Consider the following 16599-nt stretch of genomic DNA (forward strand, 5'->3'; position numbering starts at 1 on the left):
GATGGGGTGAGCAACGACACGGCGCCTCACCATACGGCCACCTCGTACGCCGGTGGGGACCGCCCGGCCGTGCGTGATTGGATGGGCAGGTGACTGGTGACCTGATCCCCGGCGCCGCCGGTGCCGCACCCGCCCCCTCGCCCGTGGACGCGGATCTGGTGGTCAGCCTCGACGGCGTCGGCGTACGCCGGTCCGGCACCGCCCTGCTGCACGACGTCGACTGGCGGGTGGAACTGGACGAACGCTGGGTGGTGCTGGGACCCAACGGGGCCGGCAAGACGACCCTGCTCAACCTCGCCGCCGGGCGGCTGCACCCCACCACCGGCACCGCGCACGTGCTTGGCGAGCGGATCGGCCGGACCGACGTCAACGAACTGCGTACCCGCATCGGGCTGTCCACCGCCGCGCTCGCCGAGCGGCTGCCCGCCGACGAGCGGGTCCGTGACGTGGTGATGACCGCGGCCTGGTCGGTGGTCGGCCGCTGGCGGGAGAGCTACGACCCGGCCGACGAGGCCCGCGCCCGCCTGCTGCTCGACCAGCTCGGCGTCGGCTCCCTGGCCGACCGGGCGTACGGCACCCTGTCCGAGGGCGAGCGCAAGCGGGTGCAGATCGCCCGCGCGCTGATGACCGACCCGGAGCTGCTGCTGCTCGACGAGCCAGCGGCCGGGCTGGACCTGGGTGGCCGGGAGGAGCTGGTGGCCCGCCTCGCCGAGCTGGCGCAGGACCCGGATGCCCCGGCGCTTGTGGTGGTCACCCACCACGTGGAGGAGATCCCGCCCGGCTTCACCCACGCGCTGCTGCTGCGCGAGGGCACCGTGATGGCCCAGGGACTGCTGGCGGACGTCCTCACCCCCGACAACCTGACCAAGACCTTCGGCCTGCCGCTGCTCGTCGAACGGGCCGGCGCCCGCTACACCGCCCGCGCAGATGTGTAAGGAAGGGCCCCTTATTAACGCCTGGTGTAGAGGAAGGGCCCCCTTTTAACAAACCGGCCGCCGCGCCGGCAAATCGCCGTACACCCCGGGAGGCCATCGTGCGACAGCCCCGCGTCGTCGTGGTGGGCAGCGCCAACATGGACCTGGTCGCCACCGCCCCGGCCCTGCCCCGGCCGGGCGAGACCATGCTCGGCACCGACTTCGTCATGGTGCCCGGTGGCAAGGGAGCCAACCAGGCCATCGCCGCGACCCGCTCGGGTGCCGAATGCGTGTTTCTCGGTGCGATCGGCTCGGATTCGTTCGGCGTCACGCTGCGCGGCCGGATCACCGCCGCCGGTGTCGACACCAGTCACCTGCGCGTCACCTACGGTGGCTCGGGGGTGGCCCTGGTGATGGTAAATGCCGAGGGCGAGAACGCGATCCTGGTGACGCCGGGTGCGAACGCCTCGATGACTGCGCTCACCGAGCCCGAACTCGCCGTGATACGCGACGCCGACGTCCTGGTCGCGCAGTTGGAGATCCCGATCGAGACGGTGACCGAGGCCGCAGTGGCCGCCCAGGCCGCAGGCACCCGGGTGGTGCTCAACGCGGCACCCGCCGTCCCGCTCCCGCCGCAACTGTGGGCCGCTGTGGATCTGCTGGTGGTCAACGAGAACGAGGCGCAGGCGTACACCGGGCGCGGCCGGGAGGACCCGCAGGCGCTGCTCGAATTGGTGCCCCGGGCGGTACTCACCCTGGGTGGGCAGGGTGCCTGGTACGGCGACCGGGACGGTACCGCCGTGCACGTGCCCGCCGTACCGGTGGACACGGTCGACTCGACCGCCGCCGGGGACGCGTTCACCGGCGCGCTCGCCGTGGCCTGGGGTGAGGGTCGCGACCTGGTCGACGCGGTGCGCTGGGCCGCGGCGGCCGGCGCGGCCTGCGTCCGCCGGCTCGGCGCGAGCGTGTCACTGCCCGGCCGCCCCGAGATCGACGAACTGTACGTACCAGCGCCCTGACCGCCCCGCCGCCCCGGCCGAGCCGAACGCTGGCGGCCAGCGGCGTGAGCTGCCCAGCCGGCGGGGTCACCCCGGTCGCCGAGAGGCCCGGCGGCAGCCGGCGGCATGAGCTGCTCAGTCGCCGCGCGTAGGCAGGTCACGCTGGTCGCTCCGAAGGCCCGGCAGCCGGCGGCATGCGCTGCTCAGTCGCCGCGCGTAGGCGGGCCACCCCGGTCGGCCCGAAAGGCCCGGCGGTACGCCGAGGGCGAGGTCCGCATCGCCCGGGCGAAGTGGTGCCGGTACGTGACCGGGGTGTCGAAGCCGACCGCCGACGCGATCTGCCCGATCGGTGCGTCGGTGGTCTCCAGCAGCGCCAGGCTGGCCCGGATCCGCTGCTCGACCAGCCACCGGATCGGGCTGGTGCCGGTGGCCCGCGCGAAGTGCCGCAGGTAGGTACGGGTCGACATGTGCGCCTGCCGGGCCAGCCGTGCCACGGTGACCGGTTCCGCGAGGTGCGCCAGCGCCCAGGCGAGGCTGCCGGCGATCCGGTCGTCGTCCGGCCCCACGGTCACCGGCGCCTCGATGAACTGCGCCTGGCCACCGTCGCGGTGCGGCGGGATCACCAGCCGGCGGGCCACCGCGTTGGCGACCGCCACGCCGTGGTCGCGTCGGACCACGTGCACGCAGAGGTCCAGACCGGCCGCGCTGCCGGCGCTGGTGAGGATGTCGCCGTCGTCCAGGTACAGCACGTCGGCGTCGACCGTCACCGCCGGGTAGCGGCGGGCCAGCAGGTCCGCGTACCGCCAGTGGGTGGTGGCCCGTCGGCCGTCGAGCAGGCCGGCACCGGCCAGGGCGAACGCGCCCGAGCAGATGGAGAGGATCCGGGCGCCGTCGCGGTGCGCTCGGCGCAGCGCGGCGACCAGCTCCGGCGACGGCACACCGGCCACGTCGGGCACCCCGGGCACGATCACCGTCGCGGCGGCGGCCAGCACGTCCAGGCCGTACGGGCTGTGCAGGCTGGCGCCGCCGAGCACCGGGACCGGGCCTGGTCGCTCGGCGCAGAGCCGCAGGTCGTACCAGGGCACGCCGAGTTCGGGGCGGGGCAGCCCGAAGACCTCGGTGACGATCCCGGTCTCGAAGACCGACATCCCGGGGTACGCGAGCACGGCGACGCTGCGCTCGACCGGAGCCATGGCGGGATGTTAGCGGAGTACGTCGTTCCCGCCACTGGCCCGCCCACCGCCTGCCGAACCATGATCACGGGCATGACCAGAGCTTTCGCCGTGCCGGCCGCCGAACCGGCCGCCGCCGTTCGCCACTTCCTCGCCCGGCTGCGTTTCGAGACCGACGTGGCCGATGTGCACGCCGACCTCACCGCTGCGGCGCCCGACCTGGTGGTGGTCGACTCGCGAAGTGCGGTCGCCTGGGAGCAGGGCCACCTGCCGGGTGCCGTACACCTGCCCACCGCCCGGATCGTCGCGGCGGCTGCCGGTACGGTGCCGGCCGGGGCGCGGGTGGTCACCTACTGCTGGGGTCCCGGCTGCGACGGCGCCACCCGGGCCGCGCTGGAGTTCGCCCGGCTCGGCTATCCCGTCAAGGAGATGCGGGGCGGGTACGAGTACTGGGTCCGGGAAGGGCTGCCCGTGGTCACCCCCGCTGGGCGGATCCACCGCCCGGTGGACGACCTCACCGCGCCGCGTCCCGCCGGTGCCGCCTGCACCGCCGCTGGCTGCGACTGCTGAACCGGCACCGACCGCGACCCAGGGTGCTGGCTGCGACCGATCGACCCAGGGTGCTGGTCGCGACCGATCGACCCAGGGTGTTGGCCGCGACCGATCGACCCAGGGTGTTGGTCGCGACCGATCGACCCAGGGTGTTGGTCGCGACCGCCGGAAGGTCCACGTCAGCCGGTCTCGTCGCTCATCTTCTCGCCCCGCCGCCGGAGCATGCCCAGGCCGGGGATGCCGGCCACGGCCAGCTTGAGATCCCGGGTGACGTCGAGCAGATCGTGCAGGTCCGGGCCGACCCGGTCCAGGGTGGCCAGGATCGGCAGGACGTCCGAGGTCAGGTGCTGCCGCAGCTTGGGCAACTCGTCGACCAGCCGAACGGCCGCGGTCACCTCCTCGTGACTGAGCTGCTCGATGAAGTGTTTCGCCATCGGTGCGGCCCGCCGCAACGCCGGCTCGTACGCGGCAAGCAGTTCGGCGGCGGTGCTCGCCGCCTCGGCCGCGACCCCCACCGTCTCGGCGGCCCGGCCGGCCACCGACTGGGCAGTGTCGATCACACCGGCCGCCGCCCGGGCCACCCGGTCGGCGGTGGCGACCACCACCCCGGCGGCGCTCGACACCTGCTCGGCCTCGCCGATCACGGCGGTCGCGGCGGCGGTGACCTCGGCCGCGTTCTCCACCGCGGCGGTGGCGGCGGCACTGATCACGGCGACCTCGCGGACCGCCACGTCGGCGTCGGCGAGCAGCTGATCGGTCCGGTCGAGGGTCTGCTCGACCCGGTCCACCACGCCGTTGATCCGGGTCAGCAGCGCCTCCACCCCGTCGAGCACCGCGAAGGCGCGGCCCGGGATCGCAGCGAAGGACGCGGCCGAGTCGAAGGCCGAACGGGTGAGACCGACGACCGCGGTCGGCCGGGGAAGGGGGATCGCCATGGGTCAAGTGTGCGCCGAGCGGCCCTGGTACGCCGGACGACCCCGGCACCAGCGCGTCGGGCGGCCCCGGTAAGCCGGACAACCCCGGCACCAGCGCGCCGCGCTGCCGGGCCGGGTGCCGCGCTGCCGGGCCGGGTGCCGCGCTGCCGGGCCGGGTGCCGCGCTGCCGGGCCGGGTGCCGCGCTGCCGGGCCGGGTGCCGCGCTGCCGGGCCGGGTGCCGCGCTGCCGGGCCGGGTGCCGCGCCGCCGTCGGCTCGCGGTGTCCACCACCCGGCGTGCGGCTCGGCCGCGAACGTCAGACCCCGCCTCGACCGGCGGGCGCGGAGCCAGAATCAAATGTTGCTCAATTCCATGGATGTCGTAAGCCCTGCTGGCGGTGGGCCGCCTAGCTTCAGGTCACTGTGGATCACGAACATCATCGATGAGCACCTGGAGGAGCACCATGGCGCCTACTCCGCCAACCGATGCTGAGTTGAACACCCTGATCCGGGCCCGGCTCGCCGCGCTCGGCATCGACCTCGACCAACTTCCGCCAGGCACCGCCGCCGACCCGGAAACCGGCTCGCCGGGCCGCGACTCGGTGCTCGCCTCACTGCGCTCCTTCCTGCGCGGCACCGTGGTGGCGCTGGCCGCGTACCAGTTGCCAACACCCGATGCGGCCGACCCGGACACCGCGAAGGCGCTGTCCCAGCAGCGGGTGCCGATCCTGTACCCGGCGAACAGCACCGAATGGCGGAAGGCATGAGCGCTCAACCACTCGACCGCTCGATCGATCGGCGGGCGTTCCTGGCCCGCGCCGCCGCGCTTGCCACGGCCTCCGCGGTGGGCACCACGGTCGCGCTTCCCGCAGTGGCCGCAGCGAGCCCGTCGGCGGCGAACGCCCGGGCCGCGAAGAAGGCGCTGGATCGCCCCAGCGCCTACGTCAAGCCACGTCCAGAGGCTGTCGCCGACCCGACCGAACTCACCATCGCCGAGGCGGCCTGGCTCATCCGGGCCAACAAGCTCACCCCGGAGGAGTTGGTCGAGGCGTACCTGGCGCGTGTCACCGCGTACGACGGCGTTTATCAGGCTTTCAACCTGGTGCTCGCCGACGCGGCGCTGGCGGCGGCGCGGGACGCCCGCCGCCGGCCCCGACGCGGCGCGTTGCACGGCATCCCGCTGGCCATCAAGGACAATTTCTACACCGAAGGGGTGCCCACCACCGCCAACTCCTTCCTGTTCCAGGACTTCCGGCCGCCGTACGACGCGACGGCGGTGGCCCGGCTGACCGCGGCCGGCGGGATCGTGCTCGGCAAGACCCAGATGGGGCCGTTGGCGACCACCCGGGCCACCACCCCGGCCGGTGTCGTCACCACGGTCAACGCCTGGACGCCGACCAACCGCAACACCGACCCGGGTGGGTCGTCCACCGGCACCGCGACGGCGGTGGCCGGCCGGATGGCCACCTCGGGTATCGGCACCCAGACCGGCGGCTCGATCACCGCCCCCGCCAACGCGCAGAACCTGACCGGGCTCAAGCCGACCATGGGCCGGGTCTCGGCGGCCGGCATCATCCCGCTCAGCTACACCCGCGACCATCCGGGTCCGGTGGCCCGCGACGCCAAGGACGCCGCCATCATGCTGACCGCGATGGCCGGCGAGGATCCCGCCGACCCGCGCAGCCAGGGGCTGCCCGAGGTGCCCGACCTGATCGACGCGGCGACCCCGGTGTACCAGGGACACCGGGTCAAGCTGCGCTGGAAGAGCCGGATCGGGGTGCTGCCCGGCTTCGCCAACGGCACCTCGGCGACCGCGCTGGCTCGCCAGGCGTACCTGGCTCAGCTTGCCGCGATTCCCGGCGTCACGCTTGTCGACGTCGCCCTGCCCGAGGGCTGGAACGAGTTGACCGGCACCACGTTCAACAACATCCGCCTGCCGGAGCGCAGCGAGCCGTTCATGCCGTACCTGCGTACGGACCTGCGCGGTTTCGGGGTCTCCGTGACCAGTTGGTTGCAGGGGGCGTTGCTGGGGAGCAACGAGTTCATCACCGGCCAGCGGGCCAAGCTGGTGCTGCTGGAACGGGTGCTCGACGAGCTTTTCGACAAGTGCGACGTGGTGGTGCAGACCGGACCGGTGCCGTTCGACATCCTCGGCCTGCCGGAGATCGCCTTCCCGATCGGCGCCACCGCCGCCGGGGTGCCGATCGGCACCATTCTCGGTGGCCTCCCGTACGCCGAGGCCCGGCTGCTGTCGGTGGTCGCCGCGTACCAGGCGGTGACGGACTGGCACCTGCGGCGGCCGGCCGATCCGCCGACCGCCGCCGCGACGCAGCGCGCCGCGGCGGACGTGCCGCGGTTGACCGCTGAGCAGGTCGCCGAGCTCACCCAGTGAGCGACCGCCGGTGCTGTTGCCGGTGTCGCCGAGGGTACTGATGGTGGCCGGGCCCGTCCGCGGGTCCGGCCACCCTTGCGGCCGGGGGCGTCATCCGCCCGGCGTGTCGTGCTCCACGGCCCGCTGCACCGCTCGGTAGATCTGCCCGAAGCGCAGCGCGTCCGGGGTGTCTAGCAACATCACCTGCTGCCCCCGGTACTGCACCCACAACTCGTGCACCCGGCTGCCGCGCTCGTACGAGCGATCCAGCCAGCCGAGCGGGATCTCCAGGAAGGGCGTCAGCGCCAGCGCGATGACCACGCAGGCCACCAGCACGACCAGGGCCGGCAGCCACTCGCCCCGGTCCTGGGCCGACCAGGCCAGCGAGAGTACGCAGACCAGCGCGACTAGCGGTGGCAGCGAGAGCAGCAGCACCAGTACGCCCCGACCGAGCACCCGACCCCGTACGGCCAGTGTGGTGCGTCCCTTCTGATGCCAGACGTAGGTGACTTCGTCGATCGGAATGACCTGCCCACCGGCCCGGATCGCGTCCGAGGTGACCTGCACCGCGTCGTCCCGGTAATAGAGGACCATCACTAAGCCTAACCATCTCCGGGCAACCTGTGCCGGTCGGATGACCGCTGGACTCGGAGGGGGTGGCTTTGTCAATCGGAGGGGGTGCTTTGTTAATAAGGGGCCCGTGCTATACCGCAGGCGTTAATAGGGGGCCCTTCCTTGCATCTGGGTGGCTTCGAGGGCGCGTTGCAGGGCGCGGTAGATCTGGCCGAAGCGTAGGGCGTCGGGGGTGCGCAGGAGCCGGACGGGGTGGCCCCGCCAGCGGATCCAGACCTCCCGGGGGCGGCTGCCCCGGGCGTACGAGCGGTCGAAGTACTCGAAGAGTTGGTCGGCGATCGGGCCGGCGGCCAGCCCGATCAGGATCGACACGCCGATGATGGCGACGGTGACGGTCGCCGACCCGTCGAGCCAGACGGCGAGCGCGATGCCTGCGACGGCGGCCACCACGGGTCCGATCATCGCCCCGGCGAGCGCGCCGCGACCGGCCAGGACCCGCCAGGAGAGGCGGCCCCGGTGATGCCAGAGATCGGTGATCTCGGCCAGCGGGTAGGAGTCGCCGTCGACGGTGACGGCGACGGAGGTGACCTGCACGGACCTGTCGTCGTAGTACGTGACCATCACGGGAGCTCCGGGTCGTGGGACTGGCAGCCAGACTACGTGTCGCTGCCGGCTGGCCGTAAGGTTGGCAGACGACTTCGACGAGGAAGTGAGGGTCAGCGTGGGCGAGTTCGTGCGGCTGGAGACCAGGGACGGCATCGGCACCATCCGGTTGGCGCGGCCACCGATGAACGCCCTCAACACCCAGGTGCAGGAGGAGTTGCGCGCCGCCGCGACGGCGGCCACCGCCGACCCGGAGGTCCACGCCGTGATCGTGTACGGCGGGGAGAAGGTCTTCGCCGCCGGTGCGGACATCAAGGAGATGGCCGACATGTCCTACGTGGACATGGCCGACCGGGCGGCCGACCTGTCCAGCGCGCTCGGCGCGATCACCCGGATCCCCAAGCCGGTGGTCGCCGCGATCACCGGCTACGCCCTCGGCGGCGGCTGCGAGCTGGCGCTGGCCTGTGACTGGCGGGTGGTGGCCGAGGACGCCAAGCTCGGTCAGCCCGAGATCAAGCTCGGCATCATCCCCGGTGCCGGTGGCACTCAGCGGCTGGCCCGGCTGGTCGGTCCGGCCCGCGCCAAGGATCTGATCATGTCGGGTCGGATGGTGGACGCGCAGGAGGCGCTGCGGATCGGCCTGGCTGACCGGGTGGCCCCGGCCGGTGAGGTCTACGACGCTGCGGTGGCGCTGGTGCAGCCGTACGTCAACGGCCCGGTGCAGGCGCTGCGCGCGGCGAAGCTGGCTGTCGACGGCGGCCTGGAGATGGACCTGAACTCGGGTCTGGCCTGGGAGAGCCAGCTCTTCGCGGCGCTGTTCGCCACCGACGACCGGCGGGAGGGAATGGCGGCGTTCGTGGCGAAGCGCAAGCCGGACTTCACCGGCCGGTGAGGAAGGTTCACATTCCCCTTACCGGCCAGTAGCGTGTGACTCCGGTCGAGCGACGAGGGCGACGAGGGCGACGAGAGGGAGCGGGCATGACGGAGCGGATCGAAGGCCACGGTGGAGAACTCGCCCTCGCGGCGCTGCGCGCGTACGGGGTGCGGGAGATGTTCACCCTCTCCGGCGGGCACGTCTTTCCGCTCTACGACGCCGCGCACAAGACCGGGTTCCCGATCTACGACGTCCGGCACGAGCAGTCCGCCGTCTTCGCCGCCGAGGCGGTGGCCAAGCTCCAGCGCCGCCCCGGTCTCGCCGTGCTCACCGCCGGCCCCGGCGTCACCAACGGCATCTCCGGGTTGACCAGCGCGTACTTCAACGCCTCACCGGTGCTGGTGCTCGGCGGGCGGGCCCCGCAGTTCCGTTGGGGTTCGGGCAGCCTCCAGGAGATGGACCACCTGCCACTTGTCGCTCCGGTCACCAAGCACGCCGAGACGGTGTTCGGCGCCGACGACATCCCCCGGGCCGTCGCCGCCGCGCTGGACGCCGCGCTCACCCCGCACCGTGGCCCGGTCTTCCTCGACTTCCCGCTCGAAGCGATCTTCTCCACCGGCGACGCCGAGGCACCCGCCGGCCCGGCCATCGCTGCGATCGAGGCCGATCCCGACGAGGTGGCCGGTGCCGCCGCGCTGATCGCCGGCGCGGCGCGTCCGGTCATCGTCGCCGGCTCCGACGTCTACGCCGGTGCCGCCGTGGACGCCCTGCGTGCCGCCGCCGAGGCCCTCGACGTGCCGGTCTTCACCAACGGCATGGGCCGGGGCGCACTGCCGCCCGAGCACCCGCTGGCCTTCGCCAAGGCCCGCCGGGTGGCCCTCTCCGGCGCCGACGTGGTCGTGGTGGTGGGCACCCCGCTGGACTTCCGGCTGTCCTTCGGCGACTTCGGCGACGCCAAGGTGGTGCACATCGTCGACGCGCCCAGCCAGCGCGCCTCGCACGTGCAGCCGGCCGTGGCACCCGCTGGTGACCTGCGCGGCATCCTCACCGCGCTGGCCGAGTACCCCGGCGACCGGACCGACCACGGTGACTGGGTCGCGCAGCTGCGTACCGCCGAGGATGCCGCGAAGGCGCGCGACGCCGAGGAGATGGCCGCCGAGACGGACCCTATCCGGCCGGCCCGGGTCTACGGCGAGCTGCGCAAGGTGCTCGCCCGTGACGCGATCACCATCGGCGACGGCGGCGACTTCGTCTCGTACGCCGGCCGTTACCTGGAGCCGGCCCAGCCCGGCACCTGGCTCGACCCCGGCCCGTACGGCTGCCTCGGCACCGGCATGGGCTACGCGATGGGTGCCCGGGTCACCCACCCGGACCGGCAGATCTGCGTGCTGATGGGCGACGGTGCCGCCGGCTTCTCGCTGATGGACGTGGAGTCCCTGGTCCGGCAGCAGTTGCCGGTGGTCATCGTGGTCGGCAACAACGGCATCTGGGGTCTGGAGAAGCACCCGATGCATGCCATGTACGGCTACGACGTCGCCGCCGACCTTCAACCCGAGCTGCGCTACGACCAGGTGGTCAGCGCGCTCGGTGGTGCGGGTGAGACGGTCGCCAAGGCCGCCGACCTCGGCCCGGCCCTGCACCGCGCCTTCGAGGCCGGCGTTCCCTACCTGGTCAACGTCCTGACCGACCCCACCGACGCCTACCCCCGCTCCTCAAACCTCGCCTAACCCCACCCCACCCCACCCACCCCACCCCGGCCCCCACCCACCCTCACCCGCCGCGTTGATCATGAGGTTAGCGGCAGTTTGAAGATCGACTACTGCCGCTAACCTCATGATCAACGCGAGAGGGCGGGGGCGGGGGCCGGGGGTGGGGTGGGGGTGGGTTAGGGCGGGGTTCTTCGCGGGGTGGGTCGCCCTCGCGCTTGCGTAGATCGTCCTCGCGGCGGCGGAGATCCTCCTCCCAGCGCCGGAAGAGCTCCTGGTCCTCCTGGCGGGAACGTTCCTCGATCGAGCGCAGGAACTCGGGGTCGTCGTCGGGTGCGACCGGCCGGGCCGGCCGGTGCGGGGCGGGACGGCTGCCCGCCCACGGGCCACCGGCGACCGCCTTGCGTTCGCGTCCGGCGAGGAACCAGGCGATCGAGCCGACCAGCGGGAAGAACAGGATGATCAGCACCCAGGCGATCCGGGGCAGATGACGGATGTCGTCTTCCTCGGCCGAGAGGCAGCTGATCAGGGCGCAGACGGCGAGGACTACCTGCACCACGAAGAGGAGGATGTAGAGCCGGGCCATGTACCCATCATGGCCTACCCGGGACAGTGGTCACAGTCCGCGCAGCACCAGCACCACGCCGATCAGGGCGAATCCGGCGGCGGCGAGACCTGCCGTGGCCAGGGTGCGACCGCCCGTGCGGGGCCGGCCGGTGCCGGTGGCCCGTCGCCAGCAGAGCGCGACGACGCCGCCCCAACCGAGGATGGCCAGCGCGGCCGGTAGCGCGCCGGCAGGGCCGCCGGTGAAGGCCAGCCGGACGGTCAGCAGGGTCACGACCGTCATGGCCAGGGCGGTCCGCCGCCAGGCCAGCCGGGTCCGCTCGGGCTGGAGCCCGGGGTCGCGGGTACCGGTCATCCGTTGATCGCGCCGGCCAGCACCGCCACCACCAGCAGCAGTGCACCGAGACCGACGACGAGGGCGAGCACCGCCGGGAAGCGGGACGCGGGCAGCTCCCGGCCGAGCCGGATGGCCCGTTCGGTACGCGCCCAGTGGTCGACCGCCCGGATCGCGACCGTGCCGCCGAGCAGCAGCAGGCTCACCGCGATCGCCTCGCGCAGGTGCACCATCGGCAGCTTCGGTAGGAACTGCGCGGCGGCCAGCCCGCCGGCGACCAGTGCCAGTCCGGTACGCAGCCAGGCCAGGAAGGTGCGCTCGTTGGCCAGTGAGAAGCGGTAGTCGGGGGTGGTGCCCACCGACCGCAGCTCCTCGGGGTCGAACCAGTTCTTGATCCCTTGCCACACGGTGGTGATTATCCGGTGCACAGCGGGAATAGCCTGGAGACATGACGGATCTTGACGAGTTGACGCTGCGATCGGCGTACGACACCCAGTTGCGGCCGGGCCTGCCCGACCCGGTGCCGGACGGCGTCGAGGTGGAGTCGGACGGTCCGCTGTTCCGGGTGCTGGGCCGCCACGACCGGGGCCTGGTGACCTACCGCGACCTCGGCGGCCTGGGCGGCGCCGAACTCGACGACCTGATCGGCCGCCAGGTGGCGGTGTTCCGGGAGCGGGGTGAGCCGGTGGAGTGGAAGCTGCACGGCCACGACGAGCCGGCCGACCTGCCGCAGCGGCTGCGCGCCGCGGGTTTCGTGCCCGAGGACGAGGAGAGCGTGCTTGTCGGTCCGGTCGCGCCGTTGGCCTCCGCGTTGCCGGTGGTGCCCGATGGCGTACGCCTGCGGGAGGTGACCACCCGGGCGGACCTGGACCGGATCGCGGAGCTGGAGACCGAGCTGTGGGGTCACGACCTCGCCGGCCTGGCCGAGGGGCTGGAGCGGGAGATGACCGCCGATCCGCAGGCGATCACGGTCGTGGTGGCCGAAGCGGACGAGACGGTGGTCAGCGCGGGCTGGGTGCGGTATCCGGCCGGCACCACGTTCGCCACCCTCTGGGGTGGTTCGACCCGGCCGCAGTGGCGGCGGCAGGGCATCTACCGGGCGCTCGTCACCTATCGGGCCCGGCTCGCCGGGCAGCGTGGCCGGACCATGTTGCAGGTCGACGCCGGTGCCGAGAGCCGTCCGCTGCTGGGACGACTCGGGCTCGTCCCGGTCACCACCACGACGCCCTACGTCTACACTCCGTGATCATGGCGCACCGGCTGACGGACGAGGAGAAACTGACCCTCAAGACCGGCGCCTTCGGCGCGGTGTTCCTGGTCGTGAACGCCGACCCGGGGATACTCGCCCTGTTCCGGGAGAGCTTCGCTGCCGCCGGGGTGATGACCGACGCCAGTGGCGTGGTGAAGGAGGCGTTGACAAGTGGGCCGTTGCCGAGGTTGCCGCGCGACTCGGCGGCGGACATCGAGTCGGTGACGCTGCCGGCGTTGCGCCGGGCGGTGGAGATCCTGACCGAGAAGGCACCGGAGGAGGTGCCGGTGTACCGCTCGGTGGTGCTGGCTGCCGCCGATCGCACGGCGCGGGCTCACGACGGCGTCAGTCCCGCCGAGGCCGAGGCCATCGACCGGGTCAGGGGTGCGCTGGGCGCGGATGCTACTGGCAGGTAACATTGCGCCGTGGGCAACCGCACAGCGGCTCGTGGTTGACCTAACGGTGGCTCAGGAGCGAGGCTGCGGCCCACAGACCGGGTGAATGATCACACCACCACAGCAGGAGGGTCGTCGAAGCGCGATGAATATCGTCGTACTCGTCAAGCAGGTGCCCGATTCGGGCGCGGACCGCAACCTGCGTCCTGACGACAACACTGTCGACCGCGGTTCGGCGAACAACGTCATCAACGAGATGGACGAGTACGCCATCGAAGAGGCGTTGAAGATCAAGGAAGCGCACGGCGGCGAGGTGACCATCCTGACCATGGGTCCGGATCGGGCGACCGAGTCGATCCGTAAGGCGCTGTCGATGGGCCCGGACAAGGCGGTGCACGTGGTGGACGACGCGCTGCACGGTTCGTGTGCGGTGGCCACCTCCAAGGTGCTCGCCGCGGCGCTGGGTCAGCTCAACGCGGACCTGGTGCTGTGCGGGTCGGAGTCGACCGACGGCCGGGTGCAGGTGCTGCCGCACATGCTGGCCGAGCGGCTCGGAATCGCGGCGCTTACCGGCGCCCGCAAGCTCACCGTCGACGGCGGCACGCTTACGGTGGAACGGCAGACCGAGGAGGGCTACGAGGTGGTGACCGCCTCGACGCCGGCGATCGTGTCGGTGTGGGACACCATCAACGAGCCGCGCTACCCGTCGTTCAAGGGCATCATGGCCGCCAAGAAGAAGCCGGTGCAGACCCTGGCCCTGGCCGACCTGGCCGTGGCCGCCGACGAGGTGGGCGCCGCCGGGGCGACGAGCGTCGTGGTGGAGCACAGCAAGCGTCCGCCGCGCTCGGCCGGCGTGAAGGTGACCGACGAGGGTTCCGGCGGCGTACAGCTGGTCGAGTTCCTCGCCACCGAGAAGTTCGTGTGAGAGGTGGGGGATATGTCTGAGGTTCTCGTCGTCGTCGAAGCCACCCGGGAGTTCGGCGTCAAGAAGGTCACCCTGGAGATGCTGACCCTGGCCCGGCAGCTGGGCAGCCCGTCCGCGGTGGTGCTCGGCGGTGCCGGCGCCGCCGACGCGCTCGCCGGCAAGCTGGGCGAGTACGGGGCCGAGAAGATCTACGCCGCCGAGGGTGACCAGATCGACGACTACCTGGTGGCGCCGAAGGCCACCGTGGTCGCTGACCTGGTCAAGCGGGTGCAGCCGGTCGCCGTGCTGCTCGCGTCCTCCCAGGAGGGCAAGGAGATCGCCGCCCGACTGGCCGTCAAGCTGGACAACGGCATCCTGACCGACGTGGTCGACCTGGCCGCCGACGGCACCGCCACCCAGGTGGTCTTCGCCGGCTCGACGATCGTGAAGTCCAAGGTCACCCGGGGCCTGCCGCTGGTCACCGTCCGACCGAACTCGGTGACCCCGACGCCGGCCGCGGCCAGCGCCGCGGTCGAGCAGCTCACCGTCACCGTCACCGACACCGACAAGCTGGCCCGGGTGGTCGAGCGGGTGGCCGAGCAGAAGGGCTCCCGCCCGGAACTCACCGAGGCCGGGGTGGTCGTCTCCGGCGGCCGTGGGGTCGGTAACGCGGACAACTTCAAGCTGGTCGAGGAGCTGGCCGACCTGCTCGGCGGGGCGGTCGGCGCGTCCCGGGCCGCGGTCGACTCCGGCTACTACCCGCACCAGTTCCAGGTCGGGCAGACCGGCAAGACCGTCTCCCCACAGCTGTACATCGCGTTGGGCATCTCCGGCGCGATCCAGCACCGGGCCGGCATGCAGACCTCGAAGACCATCGTCGCGGTGAACAAGGACGGCGAAGCGCCCATCTTCGAACTGGCCGACTACGGCGTGGTCGGTGACCTGTTCAAGATCGTGCCGCAGGCCGCCGAGGAGATCCGCAAGCGCAAGTGACGTACGCGTCGAGGCCGCCGCCCGGATGTCGGGCGGCGGCCTCGTCGTCTCGTGCCGAAGGGAGCTGATCGGCGGGCCGGGGAGCTGATCCGGCCCGCCGATCAGCCCGTCAAGGAGCCCCGCACCAGGCTGTCCCCGGAGTGGGCGGTGTTGTTGTCGTACTGCTCGGCCGAGATGTCGACAACAGAGTACTGCCCGAGGTCGACGTTGGGCGGCAGCGGGAGCAACACGTCGGAGCCGGTGCCGAGCACGCCGATCGAGAACATCTCCATGTTCTGCGGGTTGATGAGCCAGACCTCGTAGTACCCCGGCACCGCCGGGAGATTCGCCACATGCAGGTGAAGCTCGCCGCTGTCAAGCACCCGGGCGTCTCCCCGGGCCTGCGGCGGGGTGCTGCCGTAGGCGACCAACGCAGCGCTGGCCAGCACCGTCTGCTGCTCCGGCGGGCCGGGCTCGGCCGAGCGCCCAGCCAGCACGGCGGCGGTGCCGACCACCCCGAGGACGGCGGCGGCCACCGCCGTGACCACGGTCGTCGCCCAGCGCGGCACCCGTCGTGGCCGGACCTGTGCGGCCGGGCCGGCGGTGGTCGGGGCGCCACCGTCGCGGGGAGCGGGCGGTCGCTGCCGCCGGTCGGCAGTAAGCGCGGGCAGTTCCTGGGCGGCCCGGATCTCGGCGGTGATGCCCTGCCAGACGTGCTCCGGCGGGTCGGGCAGGTGGCGCAGCCCCTGGGTGGCGGCGCCGAGACCGGCGACGTGCCGCAGCTTCTCGAACTCCCCCCGGCAGTGCGAACAGACGTCGAGGTGGCTGCGGTCGACCTCGTCCGCCTCGCTCTCACCGAGTGCCAGAAAGACCAGTCGATCGTGCTCCAGGTGCGGCACCGTCCACCTCCCATCTGCGCTTCAGGCTCGCCATGCCGCGGCGGATGTGACTCTTGACGGTACCGAGCGGCACTCCGGTCACCGCCGCGATCTGCTGGTGGGTCAGGTCGTCGAAGAACGCCAACTCCAGCATGCGTCGCTGGTCGGCGGGGAGCCGCGCGAGTTCGTCGGCGACCACCAGCCGGTCCACCACGACATCCGGGTCGGTCGCGGTGGCCGCCGGCTCGGGCAGCTGGCGTACCGCCTCGGTCACCCGGTTCTCCCGGGTCGCCGACCGCAGCCGGTCCACGACCTTGCGCCGGCCGATCCCGAGCAACCAACCGACCAGGGAGCCCTTGGTCGGATCGAAGGTGTCCCGGCCGAGCCAGGCGGCGACGAAGGTGGCCTGGGTGACGTCCTCCGCGTCGCTGCGATTGACCAGGGTGCTGGTGGCCAGATGGAGAACGGCGCGGCCGTAGCGGTCGTACGCCTCGCGTAACGCCAGTTCGTCGCCGTGGCGGAACCGGTCGGCGAGGTCGTCCTCGGGTGTTCCCGGCTCCGGCCGGGTCCCGGTCACGGGACAGTTCGCCTGGTTGGGGGCATGCCCGACTGTAGCTCGCACCGGTG

Annotated in this window: 19 protein-coding genes and 1 pseudogene; 11 read left to right on the forward strand and 9 right to left on the reverse strand. The window is 72.3% G+C overall.

Going from position 1 to position 16599, the window contains the following annotated elements; translation table 11 throughout:
* The first annotated feature begins 77 nt into the window (after positions 1-77).
* Both QQG74_RS06635 and QQG74_RS06640 read left to right on the forward strand, forming a co-directional pair.
* The gene (locus QQG74_RS06635) at positions 78-935 is read left to right on the forward strand and encodes an ABC transporter ATP-binding protein (RefSeq protein ID WP_341719416.1); all 858 of its coding nucleotides are present in this window, start codon (positions 78-80) and stop codon (positions 933-935) included.
* A 98-nt stretch (positions 936-1033) separates the two neighbouring features.
* Positions 1034-1933, forward strand: a complete 900-nt coding sequence (locus QQG74_RS06640; RefSeq protein WP_341719417.1) for a ribokinase — start codon at positions 1034-1036, stop codon at positions 1931-1933.
* Between the two features lie 182 nt (positions 1934-2115).
* Here the strand turns inward: QQG74_RS06640 and QQG74_RS06645 are convergent, their stop codons facing one another.
* Complete coding sequence (locus QQG74_RS06645) at positions 2116-3105, reverse strand: helix-turn-helix domain-containing protein (RefSeq protein ID WP_341719418.1); 990 nt, start codon at positions 3103-3105, stop codon at positions 2116-2118.
* Positions 3106-3177: 72 nt separating this feature from the next.
* Here QQG74_RS06645 and QQG74_RS06650 point away from each other — a divergent pair, with 72 nt between their 5' ends.
* Positions 3178-3654 (forward strand): rhodanese-like domain-containing protein, encoded by a 477-nt coding sequence (locus QQG74_RS06650; protein ID WP_341719419.1) that lies wholly within the window; start codon positions 3178-3180, stop codon positions 3652-3654.
* Positions 3655-3815: 161 nt separating this feature from the next.
* Here the strand turns inward: QQG74_RS06650 and QQG74_RS06655 are convergent, their stop codons facing one another.
* Complete coding sequence (locus tag QQG74_RS06655; RefSeq protein ID WP_341719420.1) at positions 3816-4571, reverse strand: hypothetical protein; 756 nt, start codon at positions 4569-4571, stop codon at positions 3816-3818.
* Positions 4572-5013: 442 nt separating this feature from the next.
* On the opposite strand from QQG74_RS06655, the gene QQG74_RS06660 reads away from it, so the two are divergent.
* Complete coding sequence (locus QQG74_RS06660; RefSeq protein WP_341719421.1) at positions 5014-5316, forward strand: hypothetical protein; 303 nt, start codon at positions 5014-5016, stop codon at positions 5314-5316.
* Positions 5313-6941, forward strand: coding sequence for an amidase (locus QQG74_RS06665; protein ID WP_341719422.1), 1629 nt, complete (start codon positions 5313-5315; stop codon positions 6939-6941). Before QQG74_RS06660 ends, QQG74_RS06665 begins: the two co-directional genes overlap by 4 nt.
* A gap of 90 nt (positions 6942-7031) precedes the next feature.
* On the opposite strand, the gene QQG74_RS06670 is transcribed toward QQG74_RS06665, so the two are convergent.
* The gene (locus tag QQG74_RS06670) at positions 7032-7514 is read right to left on the reverse strand and encodes a DUF6232 family protein (RefSeq protein ID WP_341719423.1); all 483 of its coding nucleotides are present in this window, start codon (positions 7512-7514) and stop codon (positions 7032-7034) included.
* 123 nt (positions 7515-7637) lie between these two features.
* The gene (locus QQG74_RS06675; RefSeq protein WP_341721150.1) at positions 7638-8114 is read right to left on the reverse strand and encodes a DUF6232 family protein; all 477 of its coding nucleotides are present in this window, start codon (positions 8112-8114) and stop codon (positions 7638-7640) included.
* 100 nt (positions 8115-8214) lie between these two features.
* Here QQG74_RS06675 and QQG74_RS06680 point away from each other — a divergent pair, with 100 nt between their 5' ends.
* Positions 8215-8988, forward strand: coding sequence for an enoyl-CoA hydratase-related protein (locus QQG74_RS06680; RefSeq protein WP_341719424.1), 774 nt, complete (start codon positions 8215-8217; stop codon positions 8986-8988).
* An 86-nt stretch (positions 8989-9074) separates the two neighbouring features.
* Positions 9075-10697, forward strand: a complete 1623-nt coding sequence (locus QQG74_RS06685; RefSeq protein WP_341719425.1) for an acetolactate synthase — start codon at positions 9075-9077, stop codon at positions 10695-10697.
* 184 nt (positions 10698-10881) lie between these two features.
* Here QQG74_RS06685 and QQG74_RS06690 read toward each other — a convergent pair.
* The 3 genes and pseudogenes from QQG74_RS06690 to QQG74_RS06700 all read right to left on the reverse strand — a co-directional run.
* Positions 10882-11262, reverse strand: a pseudogene (locus tag QQG74_RS06690) (PLD nuclease N-terminal domain-containing protein); the annotation flags it as partial.
* A 30-nt stretch (positions 11263-11292) separates the two neighbouring features.
* Positions 11293-11595 (reverse strand): DUF202 domain-containing protein, encoded by a 303-nt coding sequence (locus QQG74_RS06695; protein ID WP_341719426.1) that lies wholly within the window; start codon positions 11593-11595, stop codon positions 11293-11295.
* Complete coding sequence (locus QQG74_RS06700) at positions 11592-11981, reverse strand: DUF202 domain-containing protein (protein WP_341719427.1); 390 nt, start codon at positions 11979-11981, stop codon at positions 11592-11594. Before QQG74_RS06700 ends, QQG74_RS06695 begins: the two co-directional genes overlap by 4 nt.
* A gap of 41 nt (positions 11982-12022) precedes the next feature.
* Between QQG74_RS06700 and QQG74_RS06705 the strand changes: the two genes are divergently transcribed.
* The 4 genes from QQG74_RS06705 (at position 12023) to QQG74_RS06720 (ending at position 15115) form a co-directional block, all read left to right on the forward strand.
* The gene (locus tag QQG74_RS06705) at positions 12023-12820 is read left to right on the forward strand and encodes a GNAT family N-acetyltransferase (RefSeq protein ID WP_341719428.1); all 798 of its coding nucleotides are present in this window, start codon (positions 12023-12025) and stop codon (positions 12818-12820) included.
* 2 nt (positions 12821-12822) lie between these two features.
* Positions 12823-13239, forward strand: a complete 417-nt coding sequence (locus tag QQG74_RS06710) for a hypothetical protein (protein WP_341719429.1) — start codon at positions 12823-12825, stop codon at positions 13237-13239.
* 124 nt (positions 13240-13363) lie between these two features.
* On the forward strand, positions 13364-14143 hold the full coding sequence (locus QQG74_RS06715) for an electron transfer flavoprotein subunit beta/FixA family protein (RefSeq protein WP_341719430.1): 780 nt from the start codon (positions 13364-13366) through the stop codon (positions 14141-14143).
* A 12-nt stretch (positions 14144-14155) separates the two neighbouring features.
* Complete coding sequence (locus tag QQG74_RS06720) at positions 14156-15115, forward strand: electron transfer flavoprotein subunit alpha/FixB family protein (RefSeq protein ID WP_341719431.1); 960 nt, start codon at positions 14156-14158, stop codon at positions 15113-15115.
* Positions 15116-15216: 101 nt separating this feature from the next.
* On the opposite strand, the gene QQG74_RS06725 is transcribed toward QQG74_RS06720, so the two are convergent.
* Positions 15217-15993 (reverse strand): anti-sigma factor, encoded by a 777-nt coding sequence (locus QQG74_RS06725; RefSeq protein WP_341719432.1) that lies wholly within the window; start codon positions 15991-15993, stop codon positions 15217-15219.
* On the reverse strand, positions 15947-16549 hold the full coding sequence (locus QQG74_RS06730; RefSeq protein ID WP_341721151.1) for an RNA polymerase sigma factor: 603 nt from the start codon (positions 16547-16549) through the stop codon (positions 15947-15949). The genes QQG74_RS06725 and QQG74_RS06730 overlap by 47 nt, the downstream gene beginning before the upstream one ends.
* Between the last annotated feature and the right edge of the window lie 50 nt (positions 16550-16599).

Source organism: Micromonospora sp. FIMYZ51, assembly GCF_038246755.1.
Lineage (GTDB): Bacteria > Actinomycetota > Actinomycetes > Mycobacteriales > Micromonosporaceae > Micromonospora.

Coding starts and splice junctions, on each gene's coding strand:
- QQG74_RS06645 (WP_341719418.1), bottom strand. CDS start 3,105: ATGGCTCCGGTCGAGCGCAGCGTCGCCGTGCTCGCGTACCCCGGGATG.
- QQG74_RS06650 (WP_341719419.1), top strand. CDS start 3,178: ATGACCAGAGCTTTCGCCGTGCCGGCCGCCGAACCGGCCGCCGCCGTT.
- QQG74_RS06655 (WP_341719420.1), bottom strand. CDS start 4,571: ATGGCGATCCCCCTTCCCCGGCCGACCGCGGTCGTCGGTCTCACCCGT.
- QQG74_RS06660 (WP_341719421.1), top strand. CDS start 5,014: ATGGCGCCTACTCCGCCAACCGATGCTGAGTTGAACACCCTGATCCGG.
- QQG74_RS06665 (WP_341719422.1), top strand. CDS start 5,313: ATGAGCGCTCAACCACTCGACCGCTCGATCGATCGGCGGGCGTTCCTG.
- QQG74_RS06670 (WP_341719423.1), bottom strand. CDS start 7,514: ATGGTCCTCTATTACCGGGACGACGCGGTGCAGGTCACCTCGGACGCG.
- QQG74_RS06675 (WP_341721150.1), bottom strand. CDS start 8,114: ATGGTCACGTACTACGACGACAGGTCCGTGCAGGTCACCTCCGTCGCC.
- QQG74_RS06685 (WP_341719425.1), top strand. CDS start 9,075: ATGACGGAGCGGATCGAAGGCCACGGTGGAGAACTCGCCCTCGCGGCG.
- QQG74_RS06695 (WP_341719426.1), bottom strand. CDS start 11,595: ATGACCGGTACCCGCGACCCCGGGCTCCAGCCCGAGCGGACCCGGCTG.
- QQG74_RS06705 (WP_341719428.1), top strand. CDS start 12,023: ATGACGGATCTTGACGAGTTGACGCTGCGATCGGCGTACGACACCCAG.
- QQG74_RS06710 (WP_341719429.1), top strand. CDS start 12,823: ATGGCGCACCGGCTGACGGACGAGGAGAAACTGACCCTCAAGACCGGC.
- QQG74_RS06715 (WP_341719430.1), top strand. CDS start 13,364: ATGAATATCGTCGTACTCGTCAAGCAGGTGCCCGATTCGGGCGCGGAC.
- QQG74_RS06720 (WP_341719431.1), top strand. CDS start 14,156: ATGTCTGAGGTTCTCGTCGTCGTCGAAGCCACCCGGGAGTTCGGCGTC.